Here is an 18045-nt window from a genome sequence, read left to right on the forward strand (position 1 = left end):
ATGCCCTACTCGGACACGCTCGACATCCGCGTCACCGACTCCTCCCTGCGTGACGGATCGCATGCCATGCGCCACCAGTTCACCGTGGAGCACGTACGGTCGATCGTCACCGCACTCGACGGCGCCGGGGTCCCGGTCATCGAGGTCACGCACGGCGACGGACTCGGCGGATCGTCCTTCAACTACGGCTTCTCCAACACCCCCGAACAGGACCTCATCAAGACCGCGGTGGAGACGGCGAAGCAGGCCCGCATCGCCTTCCTGATGCTTCCCGGGCTCGGCGTCAAGGACGACATCCGCGCCGCCCACGGCAACGGCGCCGCCATCTGCCGCATCGCCACGCACTGCACCGAGGCGGACATCTCCATCCAGCACTTCGGGCTGGCCCGCGAGATGGGCCTGGAGACCGTCGGGTTCCTGATGATGGCGCACTCCACCACCCCCGAGGCACTGGCCAGGCAGGGCCGCATCATGGCCGACGCGGGCTGCCAGTGCGTGTACGTGGTCGACTCGGCCGGCGCCATGGTCATGGACGACGTGACCGACCGGGTCGCCGCCCTCGTCGCCGAACTGGGCGACGACGCACAGGTCGGCTTCCACGGCCACGAGAACCTCGCACTCGGCACCGGCAACTCGATCGCCGCGATACAGGCCGGAGCGCTCCAGATCGACGGCTCGACACGGCGGCTCGGCGCCGGAGCGGGCAACACCGCCGTGGAGGCACTCGTCGCCGTCTGCGCCAAGATGGGCATCCGCACCGGCATCGACGTACTCAAGATCATCGACGCGGCCGAGGACGCCGTACGCCCCGTGATGGACGACGAGTGCCGGCTCGACCGCCTCGCCCTGCTGATGGGGCACGCGGGGGTCTACTCCAGCTTCCTCAAGCACGCCTACCGCCAGGCCGAACGGTACGGAGTGTCCGGCGCCGAGATCCTGCTGCGCGCGGGCGAGCGGAGGCTGGTCGGCGGCCAGGAGGACCAGCTCATCGACATCGCGCTCGAACTCTCGGCCGGCCGCTGACCGCAGCGCCCCGCGGAGCCCGCCCCGACGCGTCACCACCACCAAGGAGGCACAAGATGACCGCAGCAAGCGAAGAAGTCCGCGTGATCGAGGCGGCAGCGCCGCCCACCCGCTTCGCGCGGGGCTGGCACTGCCTCGGCCTCGCCGACTCCTTCAAGGACGGGGAGCCGCACGAGATCGAGGCGTTCGGCACCCGGCTCGTGGTCTTCCAGGGCCAGGACGACGGCGAGCTGCACGTCCTCAACGCGTACTGCCCGCACATGGGCGGCAACCTCGCCCAGGGCACGGTCAAGGGCGACGCCGTCGCCTGCCCCTTCCACGACTGGCGCTGGTCGGGCAACGGCCGCTGCGCGGGGATCCCCTACGCGCGCCGGGTGCCGCCGCGGGCCCGCACCCGGGCCTGGACCGCCGTCGAGGAGAACAAGCAGCTCTTCGTCTGGAACGACCCCGAGGGGAACCCGCCGCCGCCCGGCGTCACCGTCCCGCGCATCGAAGGGGCCTTCAGCGACGAGTGGAGCGACTGGAGCTGGAACGCCCTGCGGGTGGAGAACTCCAACTGCCGGGAGATCGTGGACAACGTCGTCGACATGGCGCACTTCTTCTACGTGCACTACTGCTTCCCGACGTACTTCAAGAACGTCTTCGAGGGCCACACCGCCACCCAGTACATGGAGAGTTCGCCCCGCGGCGACGTCGACCTCGGCACCCTCAGCACCGAGGGCGTGCTCCGCTCCGACGCCTCGTACCACGGCCCCTCCTACATGATCGACTACATGTGGAGCGACGTCGGCGCGGACGTGGACATGGAGAGCGTGCTGATCAACTGCCACTACCCGATCGACTCGGACAGCTTCATGCTGATGTACGGGGCGATCGTCAAGAAGATGCCCGGCATGACGGACGAGCAGGCGGCGGAGGCCGCGCGGCTCACGTCGGACGGGCTGGCCGTCGGCTTCGAGCAGGACGTCCACATCTGGAAGAACAAGACCCGCATCGACAACCCCCTCCTCTCGGAGGAGGACGGTCCGGTCTACCAACTGCGCCGCTGGTACGAGCAGTTCTATGTGAACGCCGGCGACGTCAAGGACGAGATGACACAGCGCTTCGAGTTCGAGATCGACACCGCCCGTGCCACCGAGGCATGGCAGCGCGAGGTCGACGAGAACGTGGCCCGACACCGGAGCGAGGGCTGACATGACACCGGTCGAGTGCGCGGCCTGCGGCAACCAGGTCCTGTGCGAGAAGTTCAGCATGGCCCACACCTCAGTGCAGTGGACGGCCGACGCGGCGGAGGTCTGCGACGAGTACCGGGACCCGATGCGCACCTGCGCCGCCCTGCGCGACAGCATCGACCGGGCCGTCGGCGACGGGCGGCTGGCGGTGGCCGATGCCTGAGCTGCCCCAGGTGCCGGTGGCCCGGACGCACCGGGTCCGGGTCACCGCCGTGGTGGCCGAGACGGCGGACGCGCGCTCCTTCGTACTGGACCCGGCCGACGGTGCACTCGCCTACCGGCCGGGCCAGTTCCTGACGCTGAGACTGCCGGGTCCTGACGGGGGAGTGGCCGCACGGTGCTACTCCCTCGCCAGCTCCCCGCACTCCGGCGAACCGATGAAGATCACGGTGAAGCGGGTGGCGGGCGGCCACGGCTCCAACTGGCTCTGCGACCACATCGGCGAGGGCGACGAACTGGAGGTGCTGGCACCGGCCGGCACCTTCGGCTCGGGCCCGCTGGACGGCGATCTGCTGCTGGCGGCCGCGGGCAGCGGCATCACCCCGGTGATCTCGCTCGCCAAGGCGGCCCTGGACAGGGGTCAGGGCCGCGTCGTGCTCCTGTACGCCAACCGCGACGCGACCTCGGTGATCTTCCGGGACGAACTCCGGGAACTCGCCGAAGACTATCCGCGGCGGCTCGTCGTCCTGCACTGGCTGGAGACGCTGGACGGCCTGCCTGCCGCGGAGCGGCTCACCGGACTCCTGGAGCCCTACGCCGGCCACCACGCGTACCTCTGCGGTCCCGCGCCCTTCATGGACGCGGTGGACGCAGCCCTGCGCGCGGCGGGGGCCGCCCCCGCCGCCATCCACCGGGAACGGTTCTTCTCCCTCAGCGGGGACGTCTTCGGCACGGCCCCGGCCGGGCCCGTGGAGCCCGCCGGGCCGGCGGGCGAAGGCTCCGAGGCGGTGGTCGAGCTGGACGGTGAGACCCACCGGGTGGCCTGGGGCGCCACCACCCCCCTGCTCGACGCCCTGCTCGCGGCGGGAATCGACGCCCCGTTCTCCTGCCGGGAGGGCGCCTGCGCCGCCTGCGCCTGCCGGGTCCTCGAAGGCGAGGTCTCGGTGGCCCACGACGACGTCCTGGACGACGAGGACCGCGCGGAGGGCTACATCCTGGCCTGCCAGGCGCTGCCGGTCAGCGAGCGGATCAGCATCAGCTACTCCTGACCCGCCCCCGCTGTCCCGCCACGCGGGACCGGCCGGTCCTCCGGCCCGCCCCGCGCCCCCGCCCCTGGGCCCCCGATCCGCCGGGGGCCACGCCTCACATCCAGTCGACGAACCGCATCCACGACATCATGTTGTCCATCTCCACCGGGTCGATGGGCGAGGTCACCGCCGGGGCGGGGGCGGGGTTCCCGGGCATCCGCGTCCGGGCCTCCGCGCGTCCCGGTCCGAAGAGCGAGCGCCACACCGCGCGGGACGTGGCCAGCACCACGGGGGCCAGCCGCTCCAGCTCGCGGTGCGTGCCATTGCCGCAGATCGACACCGAGGCGATCGCCCGTCCCGAGCCCCGCAGCGGCGCCGCCACACACGACACCCCCCGGAACGCCTCCTCGACGTCGAAGGCCACACCCCGCTCCCGGATCCGCCGCAGCTCCTCACGGAACGCCACCGGGCGGGTGATCGTGCGGGCCGTGCGCGGCCGCAGCCCCGCCCGTACCGTCTCGGCCACGAGCGCGTCCTCGCTGAACGCGAGGATCGCCTTGCCCGTCCCCGTGCAGTACGCCGGCTGCCGGCCGCCCACCCGAGAGGGCACGCTCCCGTCCTGAGCCCCGCCGATGCGCTCCAGATACACCACCTCGGGCCCGTCGAGCACCGCGAGGTGCGCCACATGCCCGGTGGACTCGTGCAGCGCGTGCAGATGCGGCAGGGCCGCTCTGCGCAGCCGGTTGTGGTGCGAGGCCAGAGCGCCGAGCTCCAGCATCCGCATCCCGAGCCGGTAGTCCCGGCCCTCCCGGTCCAGCCAGCGCAGACGTACGAGCTGATCGAGTATGCGGTGCACCGACGAGCGCGGAAGTCCCGAGCGGTGGATCACTTCGGTCAGCGTCAGCCGGGGCGCCGGGCCCTCGAAGGCACCCAGTACCAGCGCGGCTTTCTCCAACAGTGAGGGTGGCTGCTCTGCCATGTCGTGAGGCTTCCACGGTTCCCGCTCAGCGGGAAGAAGGTATTTCGTTTCGGAATAGTAAAAGCGTAGGTTCCTCGCACCCAACCAGGACGACCGAGAGGGGATGCGCATGAGTGCCGACGAGGTTCTCGCCGCCGTGCGGGCCCTTGCCCCGACCCTGCGCGAGCGCGCCGCCGAGACCGAGGCGCTGCGCCGCGTGCCGGACACTTCCATCAAGGAACTCGCCGATACCGGCTTCTTCCGGCTCCTCCAGCCCAAGGCGTACGGCGGTTACGCCGCACACCCCGCAGTCTTCTACAGCGCCGTCAGAGAGATCGCCAGGGCCTGCGGGTCCACCGGCTGGGTCGCCTCCGTCGTCGGCGTCCACCCCTGGCACGTCGGGCTGTACGACCAGCGCGCCCAGGAGGAGGTGTGGGGCCAGGACAACCGGGTCCGCATCTGCTCCTCGTACGCCCCGACCGGCAAGGTCACCCCCACCGCCGAGGGTGACGGCTTCCGGATCTCCGGGCGCTGGCGCTTCTCATCCGGCTGCGACCACGCCGACTGGGCGCTGCTCGGCGGCATCATCAACGACGCCGACGGCAAGCCCGTCGACATGCGCACCTTCCTGGTGCCGCGCACCGACTACCGCATCGACGACGTCTGGGACACCGTCGGACTCCGCGGCAGCGGCAGCAACGACATCATCATCGAGGACGCCTACGTCCCCGACCACCGCGCCCTCAGCTTCGGACCGGTCACCGCCCTGCAGTCCCCCGGGCAGGAGCACAACCCCGAACCGCTCTACCGCCTGCCGTACGCCTCGGTCTTCACCACCACCATCTCCACCCCGGTGATCGGCATCGCCGAAGGCGCGTACGACAGCTACGTCGCCGCCACCCGCGAGCGGATCCGCGTCTCGTACGGGCAGCAGGTCGCCGAGGACCCCTTCGCACAGGTGCGCATCGCCCGCGCCGCCAGCGACATCGACGCCTCCTGGCTACAGCTCGTCCGGAACATCTCGGACCTGTACGAGTGTGCCGAACGCGGTGAGGAGCTCCCGACCGCGCTGCGCACCCGCACCCGCCGTGACCAGGTGCTCGCCACCGAGCGCGCGGTCGCCGCCGTCGACCTGCTGATGGAGAACGCAGGCGGCAGCGCCATGCGCACCGGCGACAACGCGATCCAGCGCGCCTGGCGCGACGCCCACAACGCCCGCGGCCACGCCGCCAACGACCCCGAGCGCGCGCTCGTCCTCTTCGGCCGCGGAGCCCTCGGCCTCGAAACCCAGGACACGATGCTGTGATCGACCACGACTCCACCTCCCGCACCGTCAAGGCCGGCGGACTCACCCTGCACTACCACGAGGCGGGACCGGCCGACGCCGGCGCACCCGTCGTGATCATGCTGCACGGCGGCGGCCCCGGCGCCTCCGGCTGGTCCAACTTCGGCGGCAACCTGCCGGTCTTCGCCGAGCACTTCCGTACCCTCCTCGTCGACCAGCCCTGCTTCGGAGCCTCCGACAAGCCCGAACTCGACAAGGACTTCTTCAGCTTCAGCGCGGACGCCGTGGCCGCCCTGATGGACGAACTGGGCATATCCCGGGCCCACTTCATCGGCAACTCGCTCGGCGGCGGCACCTCCACACGGATGGCGCTCAACCACCCGGACAAGGTGGACAAGCTCCTTCTGATGGGGCCCGGCGGGATCTCCCTCAACCTCTTCGCCGCCGACCCCACCGAAGGCATCAAGCGGCTCTTCGAGTTCAGCGCGGCCGCCGAGCCGACCAAGGACCAGCTGCGCACCTTCCTCACCACACTCGCCTACGACCCGGCCATCGTCACCGACGAGCTGATCGAGGAGCGCTGGGCCCAGGCCATCGATCCCAGCACCAAGGTCGGCAGCGCACGGATGGCGGCCTCCTTCGCCAACCCGGCCTGGCAGCAGGACACCATGCTGTGGCGCGAGGCCCACCGCATCACCGCACCCGTGCTGCTCACCTGGGGCCGCGAGGACCGGGCCAACCCGCTCGACGGGGCACTGGTGGCGCTCAAGGCGATCCCCGACGCCCGGCTCCATGTGTTCCCGCACTGCGGCCACTGGGCGCAGACCGAACAGGCCGACGAGTTCAACCGGCTCGCCGTCGACTTCTTCACGCACTGAGAGGCACCAGGTTCATGGATATTCGCGCACTGGGCTATCTGCGTCTGGAAACCGCCAGGTTCGATGAGTGGCGTGCCTTCACGCTCGACGTCCTCGGCATGATCGAGGCGCCGGGATCGACCGAGGACACCCTGCGGCTGCGACTCGACGACCGCGCGCACCGCATCACCGTCGTGCGCGGCGCCACCGACCGGCTCCTCGCCGCCGGCTGGGAGGTACGTGACGCCGCGGCTCTCGCCGTCGCCCGCACGGAACTCACGGCGGCCGGGGTCGAGGTCGAGGACGCCAAGCCCGACGAGCTCGCCGACCGGCGGGTGCAGGGCATGTTCCACTGCCAGGACCCGGCCGGCAACCAGCTGGAGATCTTCTGGGGCCAGGCACAGGACCACAGCCCGGCCGTCACCCCGTACGGCAACCGCTTCGTCACCGGTGATCTGGGCCTGGGCCACGTCGTGCTGCCCGCCCCCGCCATGGAGGAGGCGTACGACTTCTACGAAGGGCTCCTCGGCTTCACACTGCGCGACTCGATGCGGCTGCCCGCCGCCATCGTGCCCGGCGCCGCCGCCGACCGCGACTTCCACTGGATGCACTTCATGGGGTGCAACCCCCGCCACCACAGCCTGGGCCTGTACCCGGGCCTGATGGAGCCCGGCATCGTGCACTTCATGGTCGAGGTGGCCACGCTCGACGACGTGGGCCGCGGGCTCGACCGCATCCACGAGGCCGGCATCCCCGTCGCGTCCACCCTCGGCCGGCACACCAACGACCTGATGGTGTCCTTCTACGCGCAGGCCCCCGGCGGCTTCCAGGTCGAGTACGGCACCGAGGGCCGCCTCGTCGACGACAGCACCTGGGTCGCCAAGGAGATGACCGCCGACAGCTTCTGGGGCCACAAGTGGAACGGCTGACGGAGGCACCGGTCGCCCCGGCCGCCTTCCGGGAGGTGCTCGGCCGGTTCGCGAGCGGCATCACGGTCGTCGCGTCCGCCGACAGCGACGGCAGGCCGGTGGGCCTCGCCTGCCAGTCCTTCGCCTCGCTCTCCCTCGACCCGCCGCTGGTCATGCTCTGCGTCGGCAAGTCGTCGACCAGCTGGCCGCATGTCGCGCGCACCGGACGATTCACCGTCAGCGTCCTCGCCGAGGAGCAACGCGAGGTCTGCGCAGCGCTCGGCGGACGCGGGGGCGACAAGTTCGACGGCGTCGGCTGGACGGTGTCGGAGCACGGCACCGTACGGATCGACGGCGCACTGGCCACCGTGGACTGCGCGCTGTACGACGTCCAGGAGGCGGGCGACCACCTCGTCGTCACCGGCCAGGTACTCGAACTCGCCGCCAGGCCGGACGGATCACCGCTGCTCTACTTCGGCAGCGCCTACGCGGCAGGCGACTTCCGATGAACCCCGGCGTGCGCTGCGGCGGCGCGGGGCGGCCCGGCAGCCGCCCCCGCCCGCCGCTGGCCACAGCCGTGAAACGTGACCGGGCGCCGGCGCCGAACGGCGCCCGGCCGGAGAGGACCGCCCCATGAACACCCGCTGGGACCACAGTTACGACGTGGTCGTCGTCGGATCCGGCGCCGCCGGATTCGCGGCGGCCATCACCGCGCGGCTGCGCGGCCTGACCGCCCTGGTGATCGAGAAGACGGAGCTGTACGGCGGCTCCACCGCCCTGTCGGGCGGCGCGATCTGGGTACCGGGCAACTTCCATCTGGACGCCGCGGGCCTCGGCGACACCCCTGCCAAGGCGCGCGCCTACCTCGACGCGACCGTCGGCGACCGGGTGCCCGCCGAACGCAAGGACGCCTACCTGGAGCACGGCCCGCGCATGGTCCGCGAGTTCCACGACCGCACCACGGTCAGATTCGCCTACACCCCCGGCTACTCCGACTACTTCCCGGAGGCGCTCGGCGGCTACCCGCAGGGCCGCTCCATCGAGCCGCTGGTCTTCGACTTCAAGAAGCTCCCGCCCGACCGCCGCGCCACCATGCGCCCGGCCGGTCTGCCCACCTACGGGCTCACCATCACCTCGTACGACTTCCGCTTCCTCAACATGGTCGCCCGCACCTGGGAGGGCCGGAAGACATCGGTGAAGGTCGGTCTGCAGGCGGTCGGGGCGCTGGCCAGGGGTGCGAAGCCGATCGCACTCGGCCAGGCGCTGATCGCCCGGATGCGCCAGTCGCTCGACGCACTCGGCGGCGTGCTGTGGCTGTCCACCCCGCTCACCGGCCTGGTGGAGGAGGACGGCCGGATCACCGGCGTACGCGCCGAGCGCAACGGCACGCCCGTCACGATCCGGGCGCACGGCGGCGTGGTCCTCGCCTCCGGCGGCTTCTCGCACGACCAGCAGCTGCGTGAGAAGTACCTGCCCGCGCCCACCTCGACGGCCTGGACCTCGGCATCGGACGGGCAGACCGGTGACGCGCTGCGGCTCGGCGTCGAGGCGGGCGCCGCGACGGACCTGCTCGACAAGGTGTGGGGCGCCCCGTCCGTCGTACCGCCGGGCCCGGACGAGAAGCCGTTCTTCCTGGTCGCCGACCGGGGCATCCCCGGCATGGTCATCGTCAACGGCGCGGGGGAGCGGTACGCCAACGAGGCTGCCCCGTACCACCAGTTCGTCGACGAGATGTACGCCAAGGACCGGCCGGACGCCTCCACCGTGCCGTCCTGGCTGATCATGGACGGCCGGGCCAAGGCGCGCTACATCTTCATGGGTCTCTTCCCGGGCCAGCCCTTCCCGAAGAAGTGGCTGGCGAGCGGCTTCGTCAAGAAGGCGCGGACCCTGCCCGAACTGGCCGCCCGGATCGGCGCGGCGCCGGAGCAACTCGGCGCCACCATCGACCGGTTCAACGGCTTCGCGCGGGCGGGCCGTGATGAGGACTTCCAGCGCGGCGAGAGCGTCTACGACCGGTACTACGGCGACCCGACGCTGCTCAATCCCAACCTGGCCCCGCTGGAGAAGGCGCCGTACTACGCCATCCCCGTCCACCCCGGGGACATCGGCACCAAGGGCGGCCTGGTGGCCGACGGGTCCGCGCGGGTGCTGCGCGAGGACGGCACCGCCATCAAGGGGCTGTACGCGTCGGGCAATGTGTCCGCCGCGGTGATGGGCGAGACCTATCCCGGGCCCGGGGCGACCATCGGCCCCGCCATGGCATTCAGCTGGGCGGCCGTGGGGGACATCGCGCGAGAGCTCAAGAGCGAACGCCAGTAGTGCCTCGCTGTACGGGAAGCCACCGGAGGGGGCGGTCGACATGACCGCCCCCTCCGGCGTTCGCCCCCGCCGCTGATACATCGGACAACTGGGTCGCCGTGCATGGCTGCTGACCCTGTGTCGGACCCCTTGACACCTGGCTGAGCCAGATAGCAGAGTTCCGCCCGTTCGTTGAATTCATCGATACATCCGATGAAAGCTCGTTGGTGGCAGACATATCTGCTGGGCAGCTCGCCCCTACCGTGTCAGGGAGTCAGACGTGCACCGCAGTTCGGACGACAGACCAGGAGGCAGAGCCGCCCCGAAACGGCGGCTCGCGACGGTGGCGGTCCTCGCCGCCGTGACCGTGGGCGCGGCGCCCGCGCTCACCGCAGGCACCGCGGCTGCGGCCCACGCCCCGGCGGGCCGGAACATCTACGTATCGGCGACCGGCAGTGACCGGAACTCCGGGGACTCCACCCGCAGGCCCCTGCTGACCCTGGCGGCCGCGCAGGTCTCCGCGAGGAAGGCGTCCAGGGCGGGGCACCCGGTCCATGTGTGGGTACGCGGCGGTACCTACCACCTCGCGGCCACCCTGAAGTTCGGCGCCGCAGACTCGGGCAGCGCGTCCGCCCCGGTGACCTACTCCTCGTACCCCGGCGAGCGGGCCGTGCTCAGCGGCGGCCGCCGGGTGACGGCCGCCTGGACCACCGACCGGGACAACAGCGCGATCCGGGTGGCGGACATCGGCGCGCACCGGAAGATCGACGGGCTGTTCGTGGGCGGCACCCGGCAAGTCCTGGCCCGCTACCCGAACTTCGACCCGGACACCGCCGTACTCAACGGCTCCACCACCATGGCCACCCTCAACGCCCGGTCGGCGCGGTGGAAGAACCCGTCCACCGGCGACATCCGCGGACTGCACTCATCCGACTGGGGCGGCAACGACTACACGATCACCGGGCGCGACGACTCCGGCCTGAAGCTCAAGTGGGTCGGCGACAACAACCGGGGCGGCGACGTGGACACCGCGCACGTCGTCGCGGAGGGTGTGTTCGAGGAACTCGACGCGCCCGGCGAGTGGTTCTACGACCAGAACACCGGCAAGCTCTACATGATCCCGCCGGCCGGCACCGATCTGTCGAAGACCACGGTGGACACCGCGGAGCTGGACGAACTCGTCCGGGTCGAGGGCACGTCGGCCTCCCGCCCCGTCCATGACCTCACGTTCGACGGGTTCACCTACACCGCCACGCACCGGACCCTCTTCGACACCCCGTACGAGCCGCTGCAGCTCGGCGACTGGGCGGTGGCGCGGGCCGGTGCCGTCCACATCAAGAACGCCAGGAACATCACCGTCTCCCGCTCCTCCTTCGCCCAGGTCGGCGGCAACGGGGTCTTCATCGACGGCTACAACAAGGACGACGCCGTCACCGGCAACACCTTCACCGGATCCGGCGCGAGCGACGTACAGGTGGTGGGCTCCACCAGGGCCGTCCGGAACCCGTCGACCTGGGCGCACATGGTCGATCCGCCCACGGACCTGACCCCCGGTCCGAGGACCGACGACTACCCGCGCGACATCGACGTCAGCGACAACAGCATGGCCGACATGGGCCGGTTCGAGAAACAGAGCGCCGGTGTAAACATCTCGATGAGCAGCCGCGTCACCGTCGCCCACAACACCATCCACGGCAGTCCACGGTCCTGTGTCAACGTCAACGACGGCACCTGGGGCGGGCACCGGATCCAGTACAACGACATCTTCGACTGCGTGAAGGAGACGTCGGACCACGGGCCGGTCAACGCCTGGGGCCGGGACCGTTACTGGCCCATCGCCGGGCCCAGCATCAACCCCAGCGCGGAGTCCGACGCCCTGCAGAAGAGCTACTCGCTGCTCGACGTCGTCCGGCCGATCACGATCAGCAACAACCGGATCTGGCACAACAGCGAATGGGCCATCGACCTGGACGACGGATCGAGCAACTACATCGTCAAGAACAACCTGCTGCTCGGCGCCGGAATCAAGCTGCGCGACGGATTCAAGCGGACGGTCACCAACAACATCGTCGTGGGCGGATCGGTCTACGAGCAGATCTCGCACCGCGACAACGGCGACGCCATCACGAAGAACATCATCCTTGCGGACTCGCCCTACTCACTCACCGGCAGCGACCCCGCCGCCGCCAAGTACGCCGCAGACAACAACCTGTTCTGGGACAACGGCCGGCCAGTCGCCCTGCCCGCCGTCTGGAGCACCAGTCATCTGGACACCCACTCGGTCACCGCGGATCCCCGCTTCGCCGGGGGCTCACCGTGGGACTCGCCCGGTATGACGGACTACACACCGGCCGCGGACTCACCCGCGAAGGCACTGGGATTCACCGACTTCCCGATGAACCGGTTCGGCACCGGAAGGCCGGGCGAAGCGACACCCCCGGCGGTCGGCTGGCCGGCCGCACCCGACCCGGACACGGTGATCGAGACCCAGCCCGAGCCGCTGATGGGCGCCACCGCCCGCCAGGTCTACGACAAGGCCACCCAGTCGGCCGTCGGACTGGGCGACTTCAACGGGCTCTACCTCCAGAGCGTTCCTGCCACCTCCTACGCCTACGGGCAGGGTCTGCGCCCCCTAGACGTGATCCGGTCCGTGAACGGGACCGGTGTGACGGACCGCGACAGCTTCTGGACCGTCTACAACAGGCTCGCCCCCGGGAGCACCGTCACCCTGAGCGTCTGGCGTGCGCAGGCCGCCACCACGGTCGGCCTCGTCAAGCCCACCGACCCACAGCAGTACAACAACACCGCGGGCGTGACCTACACCGGAAGCGGCTGGGGCTGGCGCGGCGCCAAGGCCGGCGGCCAGGGCTCGTACCAGAACGACATCGACGCCACCACCGCCACCGGCGACTCCTTCACCTTCACCTTCAACGGCACCGGAGCCGACTTCCTCACCGAGCTGAACGCGGACGAGGGAACGATCGACATCGCCGTCGACGGGGTCCACCGGGAGACCGTGGACGCCACCAGCGGCTCCCGCCAGTACCAGCAGAAGCTCTACTCGGTCAGCGGACTCCCGGCCGGGGTGCACACCCTCACCGGGACAATGAAGAGCGGGCAGTACATGATCGTGGACGGCTTCACCGTGCGGAGCTGACGTATCGGCCCGCTCAGCCCCGCACATCCCCGCGCCGCCGGCCGGACCGAACAGGTCCGGCCGGCGGCTCTGTGTTCCGGGTTTCCGGGTTCCGGCCACACAGGGGGAGTGGCGGGTACGACGGCCTTTCGGCAAGTACGGTGGGATACAGGGGGGTTGGGGCGGGGCGATCCGCGAGATCGAGGCGGGGTGATCCGCCTGCTCCTCTCCGAGCTGTCGTATTGCGGTCCGAGCTGTCGTATTCCGGATGTTCCGCCGTTCCGCGGACGGAGCCCGGTTCTTCTTCTGGGGGGTTCATGCAGAGATCGAGAACGCTGTCGGTCGCTCTCGCCATGTCGTTCGCCACGGCCGGTCTGGGGGTGATCGCGGCACCCGGGGCGTCCGCGATCACGCCACCGGTGGCGTTCACGGCGGACGCGCTGCCGACCTGGCAGACCAACGGGATCGTCTGGGCGCTCGCCCAGAGCAACGGCGTGGTGTTCGCGGGCGGTACGTTCTCCGCGCTGCGGCCACCGGCCGGTGCCTCCGGCAAGGCGCGGTCCGCGGTGAACTTCGCCGCGTTCAACGCCGCCACCGGCGCGCCCACCAGCTGCACACTCTCCTTCACGGTCGGCAGCGGTACCGCCACCGTGCGAGCCCTGGCGGTATCGCCCGACAAGAAGACGCTCTACGCGGGCGGATACTTCGGCGCGGTCAACGGCACCAAGGTGTCCTCGCTGGCGGCCATCGACATCGCCACCTGCAAGCCCAGGACCTCGTTCCGGCCCGCCTTCTCCGCCACCGTGCGGGCGCTGACGGTCACCAAGGACACGGTGTACGCGGGAGGCGACTTCGGCACCGTCAGCGGACAGAAGCGCCAGCGCTTCGCCGCGGTCAAGGCGTCCGACGGGGCCGTGCTGCCCTTCACCGCCAACGCCGACGAGCCGGGCCGCGCCCTCGCACTGACCCCGGACGGCAAGAACGCGGTGCTCGGCGGCGACTTCTTCAAGGTCAACGGAACGACATCGCACGCCCTGGCCGTGGTGGACGCCACATCGGGCAAGGTGACGAAGGCCTACCCGGGCTTCATCGAGACCAACTCGGTGGTCAAGACGCTCGACACGGACGCCACCGGGATCTACACCGGCAACGAGGGCACCGGCTTCGGTGTGTTCGACGGCCGGATCGCCCTCAACGCGAGCAGCCTGAACCAGCGCTGGCGTGACACCTGCCTGGGCGCCACCCAGTCCGTGAAGTCGTACAAGGGCGTGCTCTACAGCGCCTCGCACGCCCACGACTGCTCCAGCGTCGGCGAGTTCCCCAACGGTCCGCGCCACCACTTCCTGGCGGAACCCACCACGGGTACCGGCAAGCTCGGCTGGTTCCCGGACACCAACGACGGCAACGGTGAGGGGATCGGCCCCCGCGCACTGACCATCGCGGCCTCCGGCTCCACCCAGTACCTCTGGTCGGGCGGCGAGTTCACCACCGTCAACCGCGCCGCCGCACAGAGCCTCACCCGGTTCGCCTCCACCGGCGACAAGGGCGCTCCGACCGTTCCGGTGGGCGCCGCGGTCAGTGCGAAGCCGGGACAGGTGCAGGTCAGCTGGCGCGCCAGCTTCGACACGGACGACTCGAAGCTGACGTACAAGGTCTACCGCAACGGGTCCAGCACGCCCATGGCGACCGTGCAGGCCGACTCACTGATGTGGGCCCGGCCCCAGGTGTCCGTCAAGGACACCTCGGTCACCAAGGGCAAGAGCTACAGCTACCGGATCACCGCATCCGACGCCGCGGGCAACACCAGCGCCAAGTCGGCGGCCGTCACCGCCACCGCGACGGCCGCGGCGGAGCCCTACCCGACGGCGGTCATCGGCGACGGTGCCTCGCTGTACTGGCGCTACGACGACCACGCGCAGCCGTTCGTGGCGGACACGTCGAGCGGAAACCGCTCCGGCGTGGACGTCAACGCCCCCTCGCTGCGCCGGACCCCGGGAGCGGTCGGCGGCCCGTCCACCGCGATCGGGTTCAACGGCACCAACCAGTGGATATACAGCGACCGCCGGTACGCCGCACCCGCCAAGTACAGCCTGGAGACCTGGTTCAGGACCACCAGCACCGCGGGCGGCAAGCTGATCGGGTTCGGCGACAACACGACGGCCGCCAGCAAGAAGTACGACAAGCAGGTGTACATGACCAATGCGGGCAAGCTCGTGTTCGGCGTGAGCGGCAGCGGATTCAAGACGCTGGAGAGCCCCAAGGCGTACAACGACGGCACCTGGCACCAGGCCGTCGCGACACAGGGGCCGACCGGTATGCGCCTCTACGTCGACGGCCACCTCCTGAAGAGCAACACCGTGACGAAGAGCGAGAGTTCCAGCGGTTACTGGCGGGTGGGCGGCGACTCACTGGCCGGCTGGCCCTCGCGGCCCACGAGCGACTTCTTCAAGGGGGACCTGGACGAGACGGCCGTCTACCCCGGGGTGCTCAGCGCCGCGCGGGTCGCGAGCCACTACACGCTGGGAAAGAGTGCAGGCTGATGAGCGCGCCCGGAAGGAGCGCCGGCCGATGAGCGGGGGAAGCCAGGCCGACCGTGACGCCAGGACCGTCGAGATCGGCTACGCCCTGGTCAGCGCGGGCTTCCTCGGCGCGCTGGTGTTCGGCGTGATCGCCGGTCCGGCGGCCGTGTGGGATCTGCCGCACCGCGTCACGGCAGCCCTGGTGCTGACCGGGGCCGCGGCCGCCGGACTGCTCGCGGTGGTGCGTGTGGTCCATGTGCTGCGTACGTACGAACGCGGGCGCCGCTCGGGGGACGGCCCAGGAGGACGTACGGACGCGGCGCGACGGTGAAGCGGCGGCGGGGGCCGGCAGATCCGGCTCGCCGCCGGCCGCACGGTCGGGTGGCCCGTGGCGGCCCGCGCGGCCGGTGTTGCACCGGGTGCAGCAGCGCGCGGCGGCAGGCGCTGCCGCCGGGAATTTGTGCATGTCACAGACGTGCGACCAGAATGCGACTCCGTACCGATCTGATCTGATCTGATCCCCACCCGATCCGATCCTGATCCGATCCTGATCCGATCCCGACCCGTGAGGAACCCGGCTGTGGCCCCCGCACCGTCCCCGCGCCCCGACCCCGCCCCGGCGCCCGTCACCGTCGTCGGAATCGGCGCCGACGGCTGGGACGGCCTTCCCGCCGCATCGCAGCAGGCCCTGCTGAACGCCCAGGTCCTCGTCGGCGGCGCCCGCCAACTGGCCCTGCTCCCGCAGCGATGCCCGGGTGAGCGGGTCGAGTGGCCCTCACCGCTGCGCCCCGCGGTGCCCGGCATCCTCGCCGCACACTCCGGCCGCCGCATCGCCGTACTGGCCAGCGGCGACCCCATGTTCTACGGCATCGGGCGGGCGCTGACCGAGGTGCTCGGCGAGGATGGGGGGCGGCTCGTCGTACTGCCGTACCCCTCGTCCGTCTCGTACGCCTGCGCCCGGCTGGGCTGGCCGGTCGAGGACACGGAGGTCGTCACCCTCGTCGGCCGCCCCACCGCCCGGCTGACCGCCGCCCTGCACGACCGCCGCCGGCTCCTGGTGCTCAGCGCGGGCGCCGCGACACCCGCCGAGGTGGCGGCGCACCTGGACGGTCACGGCTTCGGAGCGAGCCGGATACGGGTGCTCGAACAGCTCGGCGGCGAGCGCGAGAACATCACCGATGGCACGGCCGCGACCTGGCCGCATCCGCCCGGCGACCCGCTGAACGTGATCGCGGTCGACTGCCGCCGCACCCCCGGAGCCCCGAGAACCGGCGCCGTCCCCGGGCTCCCCGACGAGGCGTACGAACACGACGGTCAGCTCACCAAGCGCCATGTGCGCGCCGCCACCCTGGGCGCTCTCGCCCCCGCCCCCGGCGAACTGCTCTGGGACATCGGGGGCGGCTCGGGGTCCATCGCCATCGAGTGGATGCGTACGCACCCGTCCTGCCGCGCCATCACCGTCGAGCGCGATCCGGCGCGGGCCGAGCGCATCGCCCGCAACGCCGCCCGGCTCGGTGTGCCCGCGCTGCGGGTCGTCACCGGCGCGGCCCCGGACGCACTGGCCGGACTGCCCGCGCCGGACGCGGTGTTCGTCGGGGGAGGGCTGACCGCCCCGGGCCTGCTGGACGCGTGCTGGGACGCCCTGCCCGACGGCGGGCGGCTCGTCGCCAACACCGTGACGCTGGAGTCCGAGGCGCTCCTCGCCGACCGCTACCGCAGACACGGCGGCGATCTGGTGCGCCTCGCTGTCGCACACGCCGTGCCCGTCGGGGGCTTCACCGGCTGGCGGCAGGCCATGCCGGTCACCCAGTGGGCCGTTGAGAAGAACCCGTATCCCCTCCCTGTTCCTGGAGAAGACAGATGACCGTGTACTTCATCGGCGCCGGGCCCGGCGCCGCGGACCTCATCACGGTGCGCGGCGCCCGTCTGCTCGCGTCCTGCGGTGTCTGCCTCTACGCGGGCAGCCTGGTACCGCGTGAGCTGCTGGCCGAATGCCCGCCGGACGCCAGGCTGACCGACACCGCGCAGCTCGACCTGGATGAGATCACCGCCGAGCTGGTACGCGCCGACCGGGAGGGCCAGGACGTGGCCCGGCTGCACTCCGGCGACCCCTCGGTCTTCAGCGCGGTGGCCGAGCAGATGCGCAGGCTCGACGCGGCAGGGGTGAACTACGAGGTGGTGCCCGGCGTTCCCGCCTTCGCCGCGGCGGCAGCGGCGCTGAAGCGCGAACTGACGGTCCCCACCGTCGGCCAGACCGTGATCCTCACCCGGGTCGCCCAGCGCGCCACCGCGATGCCGGAAGGCGAGGACCTCGCCACACTCGGCCGCAGCGGCGCGCTGATCGTGCTGCACCTGGCAGTGCAGCACGCCGAGCGGGTCGTGGCGGAGCTGCTGCCGCACTACGGAGCGGACTGCCCGGCCGCCGTGGTGGCACTGGCCAGCCGGCCCGGCGAAGTGGTCCTGCGGGGCACCCTCGACACCATCGCGGGCCAGGTCGCGGAGGCCGGCATCCTGCGCACGGCGGTCATCATGGTCGGCCGCACGCTCGGCGCCGAACAGTTCGGCGACAGCCACCTCTACTCGCCGGAGCGGGAGCGGCACTCCTGCCGGTGATCCGGCCCGGCAATCCCGTACGGATATCC

At 71.0% G+C, this 18045-nt stretch carries 15 protein-coding genes; 14 read left to right on the top strand and 1 reads right to left on the bottom strand.

Translation table 11 applies throughout. From position 1 onward, the window contains the following. Genes dmpG through OG385_RS32480 form a run of 4 tightly spaced genes read left to right on the top strand, consistent with a single transcriptional unit; the run spans position 1 to position 3463 of the window. Positions 1–1023 carry a 4-hydroxy-2-oxovalerate aldolase gene (gene dmpG, locus OG385_RS32465; protein WP_266860278.1) on the top strand — a complete coding sequence of 341 codons (1023 nt, stop codon included), beginning with the start codon at positions 1–3 and terminating at the stop codon, positions 1021–1023. Between the two features lie 56 nt (positions 1024–1079). Continuing rightward, entirely contained in the window at positions 1080–2216 is a 1137-nt protein-coding gene (locus OG385_RS32470; protein WP_266860280.1) for a Rieske 2Fe-2S domain-containing protein, read from the top strand. A 1-nt stretch (position 2217) separates the two neighbouring features. Further along, positions 2218–2418 (top strand): hypothetical protein, encoded by a 201-nt coding sequence (locus tag OG385_RS32475; protein WP_266860281.1) that lies wholly within the window; start codon positions 2218–2220, stop codon positions 2416–2418. Beyond that, complete coding sequence (locus tag OG385_RS32480) at positions 2411–3463, top strand: ferredoxin--NADP reductase (protein WP_266860282.1); 1053 nt, start codon at positions 2411–2413, stop codon at positions 3461–3463. Before OG385_RS32475 ends, OG385_RS32480 begins: the two co-directional genes overlap by 8 nt. A 94-nt stretch (positions 3464–3557) precedes the next feature. On the opposite strand, the gene OG385_RS32485 is transcribed toward OG385_RS32480, so the two are convergent. Beyond that, a complete protein-coding gene (locus tag OG385_RS32485) occupies positions 3558–4421 on the bottom strand; it encodes an IclR family transcriptional regulator (protein WP_266860283.1) in 864 nt (287 codons plus the stop codon). A 103-nt stretch (positions 4422–4524) separates the two neighbouring features. Between OG385_RS32485 and hsaA the strand changes: the two genes are divergently transcribed. The 10 genes from hsaA to cobM all read left to right on the top strand — a co-directional run bounded on the left by hsaA (position 4525) and on the right by cobM (position 18016). Continuing rightward, the gene (hsaA, locus tag OG385_RS32490) at positions 4525–5706 is read left to right on the top strand and encodes a 3-hydroxy-9,10-secoandrosta-1,3,5(10)-triene-9,17-dione monooxygenase oxygenase subunit (protein ID WP_266860284.1); all 1182 of its coding nucleotides are present in this window, start codon (positions 4525–4527) and stop codon (positions 5704–5706) included. Then, complete coding sequence (gene hsaD, locus OG385_RS32495; RefSeq protein WP_266860286.1) at positions 5703–6563, top strand: 4,5:9,10-diseco-3-hydroxy-5,9,17-trioxoandrosta-1(10),2-diene-4-oate hydrolase; 861 nt, start codon at positions 5703–5705, stop codon at positions 6561–6563. The genes hsaA and hsaD overlap by 4 nt, the downstream gene beginning before the upstream one ends. A gap of 14 nt (positions 6564–6577) precedes the next feature. Further along, complete coding sequence (locus OG385_RS32500) at positions 6578–7471, top strand: VOC family protein (protein ID WP_266860288.1); 894 nt, start codon at positions 6578–6580, stop codon at positions 7469–7471. After that, the gene (locus OG385_RS32505) at positions 7459–7959 is read left to right on the top strand and encodes a flavin reductase family protein (protein WP_266860290.1); all 501 of its coding nucleotides are present in this window, start codon (positions 7459–7461) and stop codon (positions 7957–7959) included. The genes OG385_RS32500 and OG385_RS32505 overlap by 13 nt, the downstream gene beginning before the upstream one ends. A 124-nt stretch (positions 7960–8083) precedes the next feature. Then, positions 8084–9769 (top strand): FAD-dependent oxidoreductase, encoded by a 1686-nt coding sequence (locus OG385_RS32510; protein ID WP_266860291.1) that lies wholly within the window; start codon positions 8084–8086, stop codon positions 9767–9769. A 259-nt stretch (positions 9770–10028) separates the two neighbouring features. After that, positions 10029–12905: a PDZ domain-containing protein gene (locus tag OG385_RS32515; protein WP_266860293.1), complete on the top strand. Its 2877-nt coding sequence runs from the start codon at positions 10029–10031 to the stop codon at positions 12903–12905. Between the two features lie 296 nt (positions 12906–13201). Continuing rightward, on the top strand, positions 13202–15424 hold the full coding sequence (locus OG385_RS32520; protein WP_266860295.1) for a LamG domain-containing protein: 2223 nt from the start codon (positions 13202–13204) through the stop codon (positions 15422–15424). A 28-nt stretch (positions 15425–15452) separates the two neighbouring features. Further along, complete coding sequence (locus OG385_RS32525) at positions 15453–15734, top strand: DUF6332 family protein (RefSeq protein WP_266860297.1); 282 nt, start codon at positions 15453–15455, stop codon at positions 15732–15734. A gap of 249 nt (positions 15735–15983) precedes the next feature. Further along, positions 15984–17267, top strand: coding sequence for a precorrin-6y C5,15-methyltransferase (decarboxylating) subunit CbiE (gene cbiE, locus OG385_RS32530; protein ID WP_266860299.1), 1284 nt, complete (start codon positions 15984–15986; stop codon positions 17265–17267). Beyond that, positions 17264–18016: a precorrin-4 C(11)-methyltransferase gene (gene cobM, locus OG385_RS32535; protein ID WP_266860301.1), complete on the top strand. Its 753-nt coding sequence runs from the start codon at positions 17264–17266 to the stop codon at positions 18014–18016. The genes cbiE and cobM overlap by 4 nt, the downstream gene beginning before the upstream one ends. The last annotated feature ends 29 nt before the right edge of the window (positions 18017–18045 follow it).

Source organism: Streptomyces sp. NBC_01306 (assembly GCF_026340465.1).
Lineage (GTDB): Bacteria > Actinomycetota > Actinomycetes > Streptomycetales > Streptomycetaceae > Streptomyces.

Bases quoted from the DNA above. Each gene is read 5' to 3' on its own strand.
- dmpG (WP_266860278.1), top strand. From the start codon at position 1: ATGCCCTACTCGGACACGCTCGACATCCGCGTCACCGACTCCTCCCTG.
- OG385_RS32470 (WP_266860280.1), top strand. From the start codon at position 1,080: ATGACCGCAGCAAGCGAAGAAGTCCGCGTGATCGAGGCGGCAGCGCCG.
- OG385_RS32475 (WP_266860281.1), top strand. From the start codon at position 2,218: ATGACACCGGTCGAGTGCGCGGCCTGCGGCAACCAGGTCCTGTGCGAG.
- OG385_RS32480 (WP_266860282.1), top strand. From the start codon at position 2,411: ATGCCTGAGCTGCCCCAGGTGCCGGTGGCCCGGACGCACCGGGTCCGG.
- OG385_RS32485 (WP_266860283.1), bottom strand. From the start codon at position 4,421: ATGGCAGAGCAGCCACCCTCACTGTTGGAGAAAGCCGCGCTGGTACTG.
- hsaA (WP_266860284.1), top strand. From the start codon at position 4,525: ATGCGCATGAGTGCCGACGAGGTTCTCGCCGCCGTGCGGGCCCTTGCC.
- OG385_RS32500 (WP_266860288.1), top strand. From the start codon at position 6,578: ATGGATATTCGCGCACTGGGCTATCTGCGTCTGGAAACCGCCAGGTTC.
- OG385_RS32510 (WP_266860291.1), top strand. From the start codon at position 8,084: ATGAACACCCGCTGGGACCACAGTTACGACGTGGTCGTCGTCGGATCC.
- OG385_RS32520 (WP_266860295.1), top strand. From the start codon at position 13,202: ATGCAGAGATCGAGAACGCTGTCGGTCGCTCTCGCCATGTCGTTCGCC.
- OG385_RS32525 (WP_266860297.1), top strand. From the start codon at position 15,453: ATGAGCGGGGGAAGCCAGGCCGACCGTGACGCCAGGACCGTCGAGATC.
- cobM (WP_266860301.1), top strand. From the start codon at position 17,264: ATGACCGTGTACTTCATCGGCGCCGGGCCCGGCGCCGCGGACCTCATC.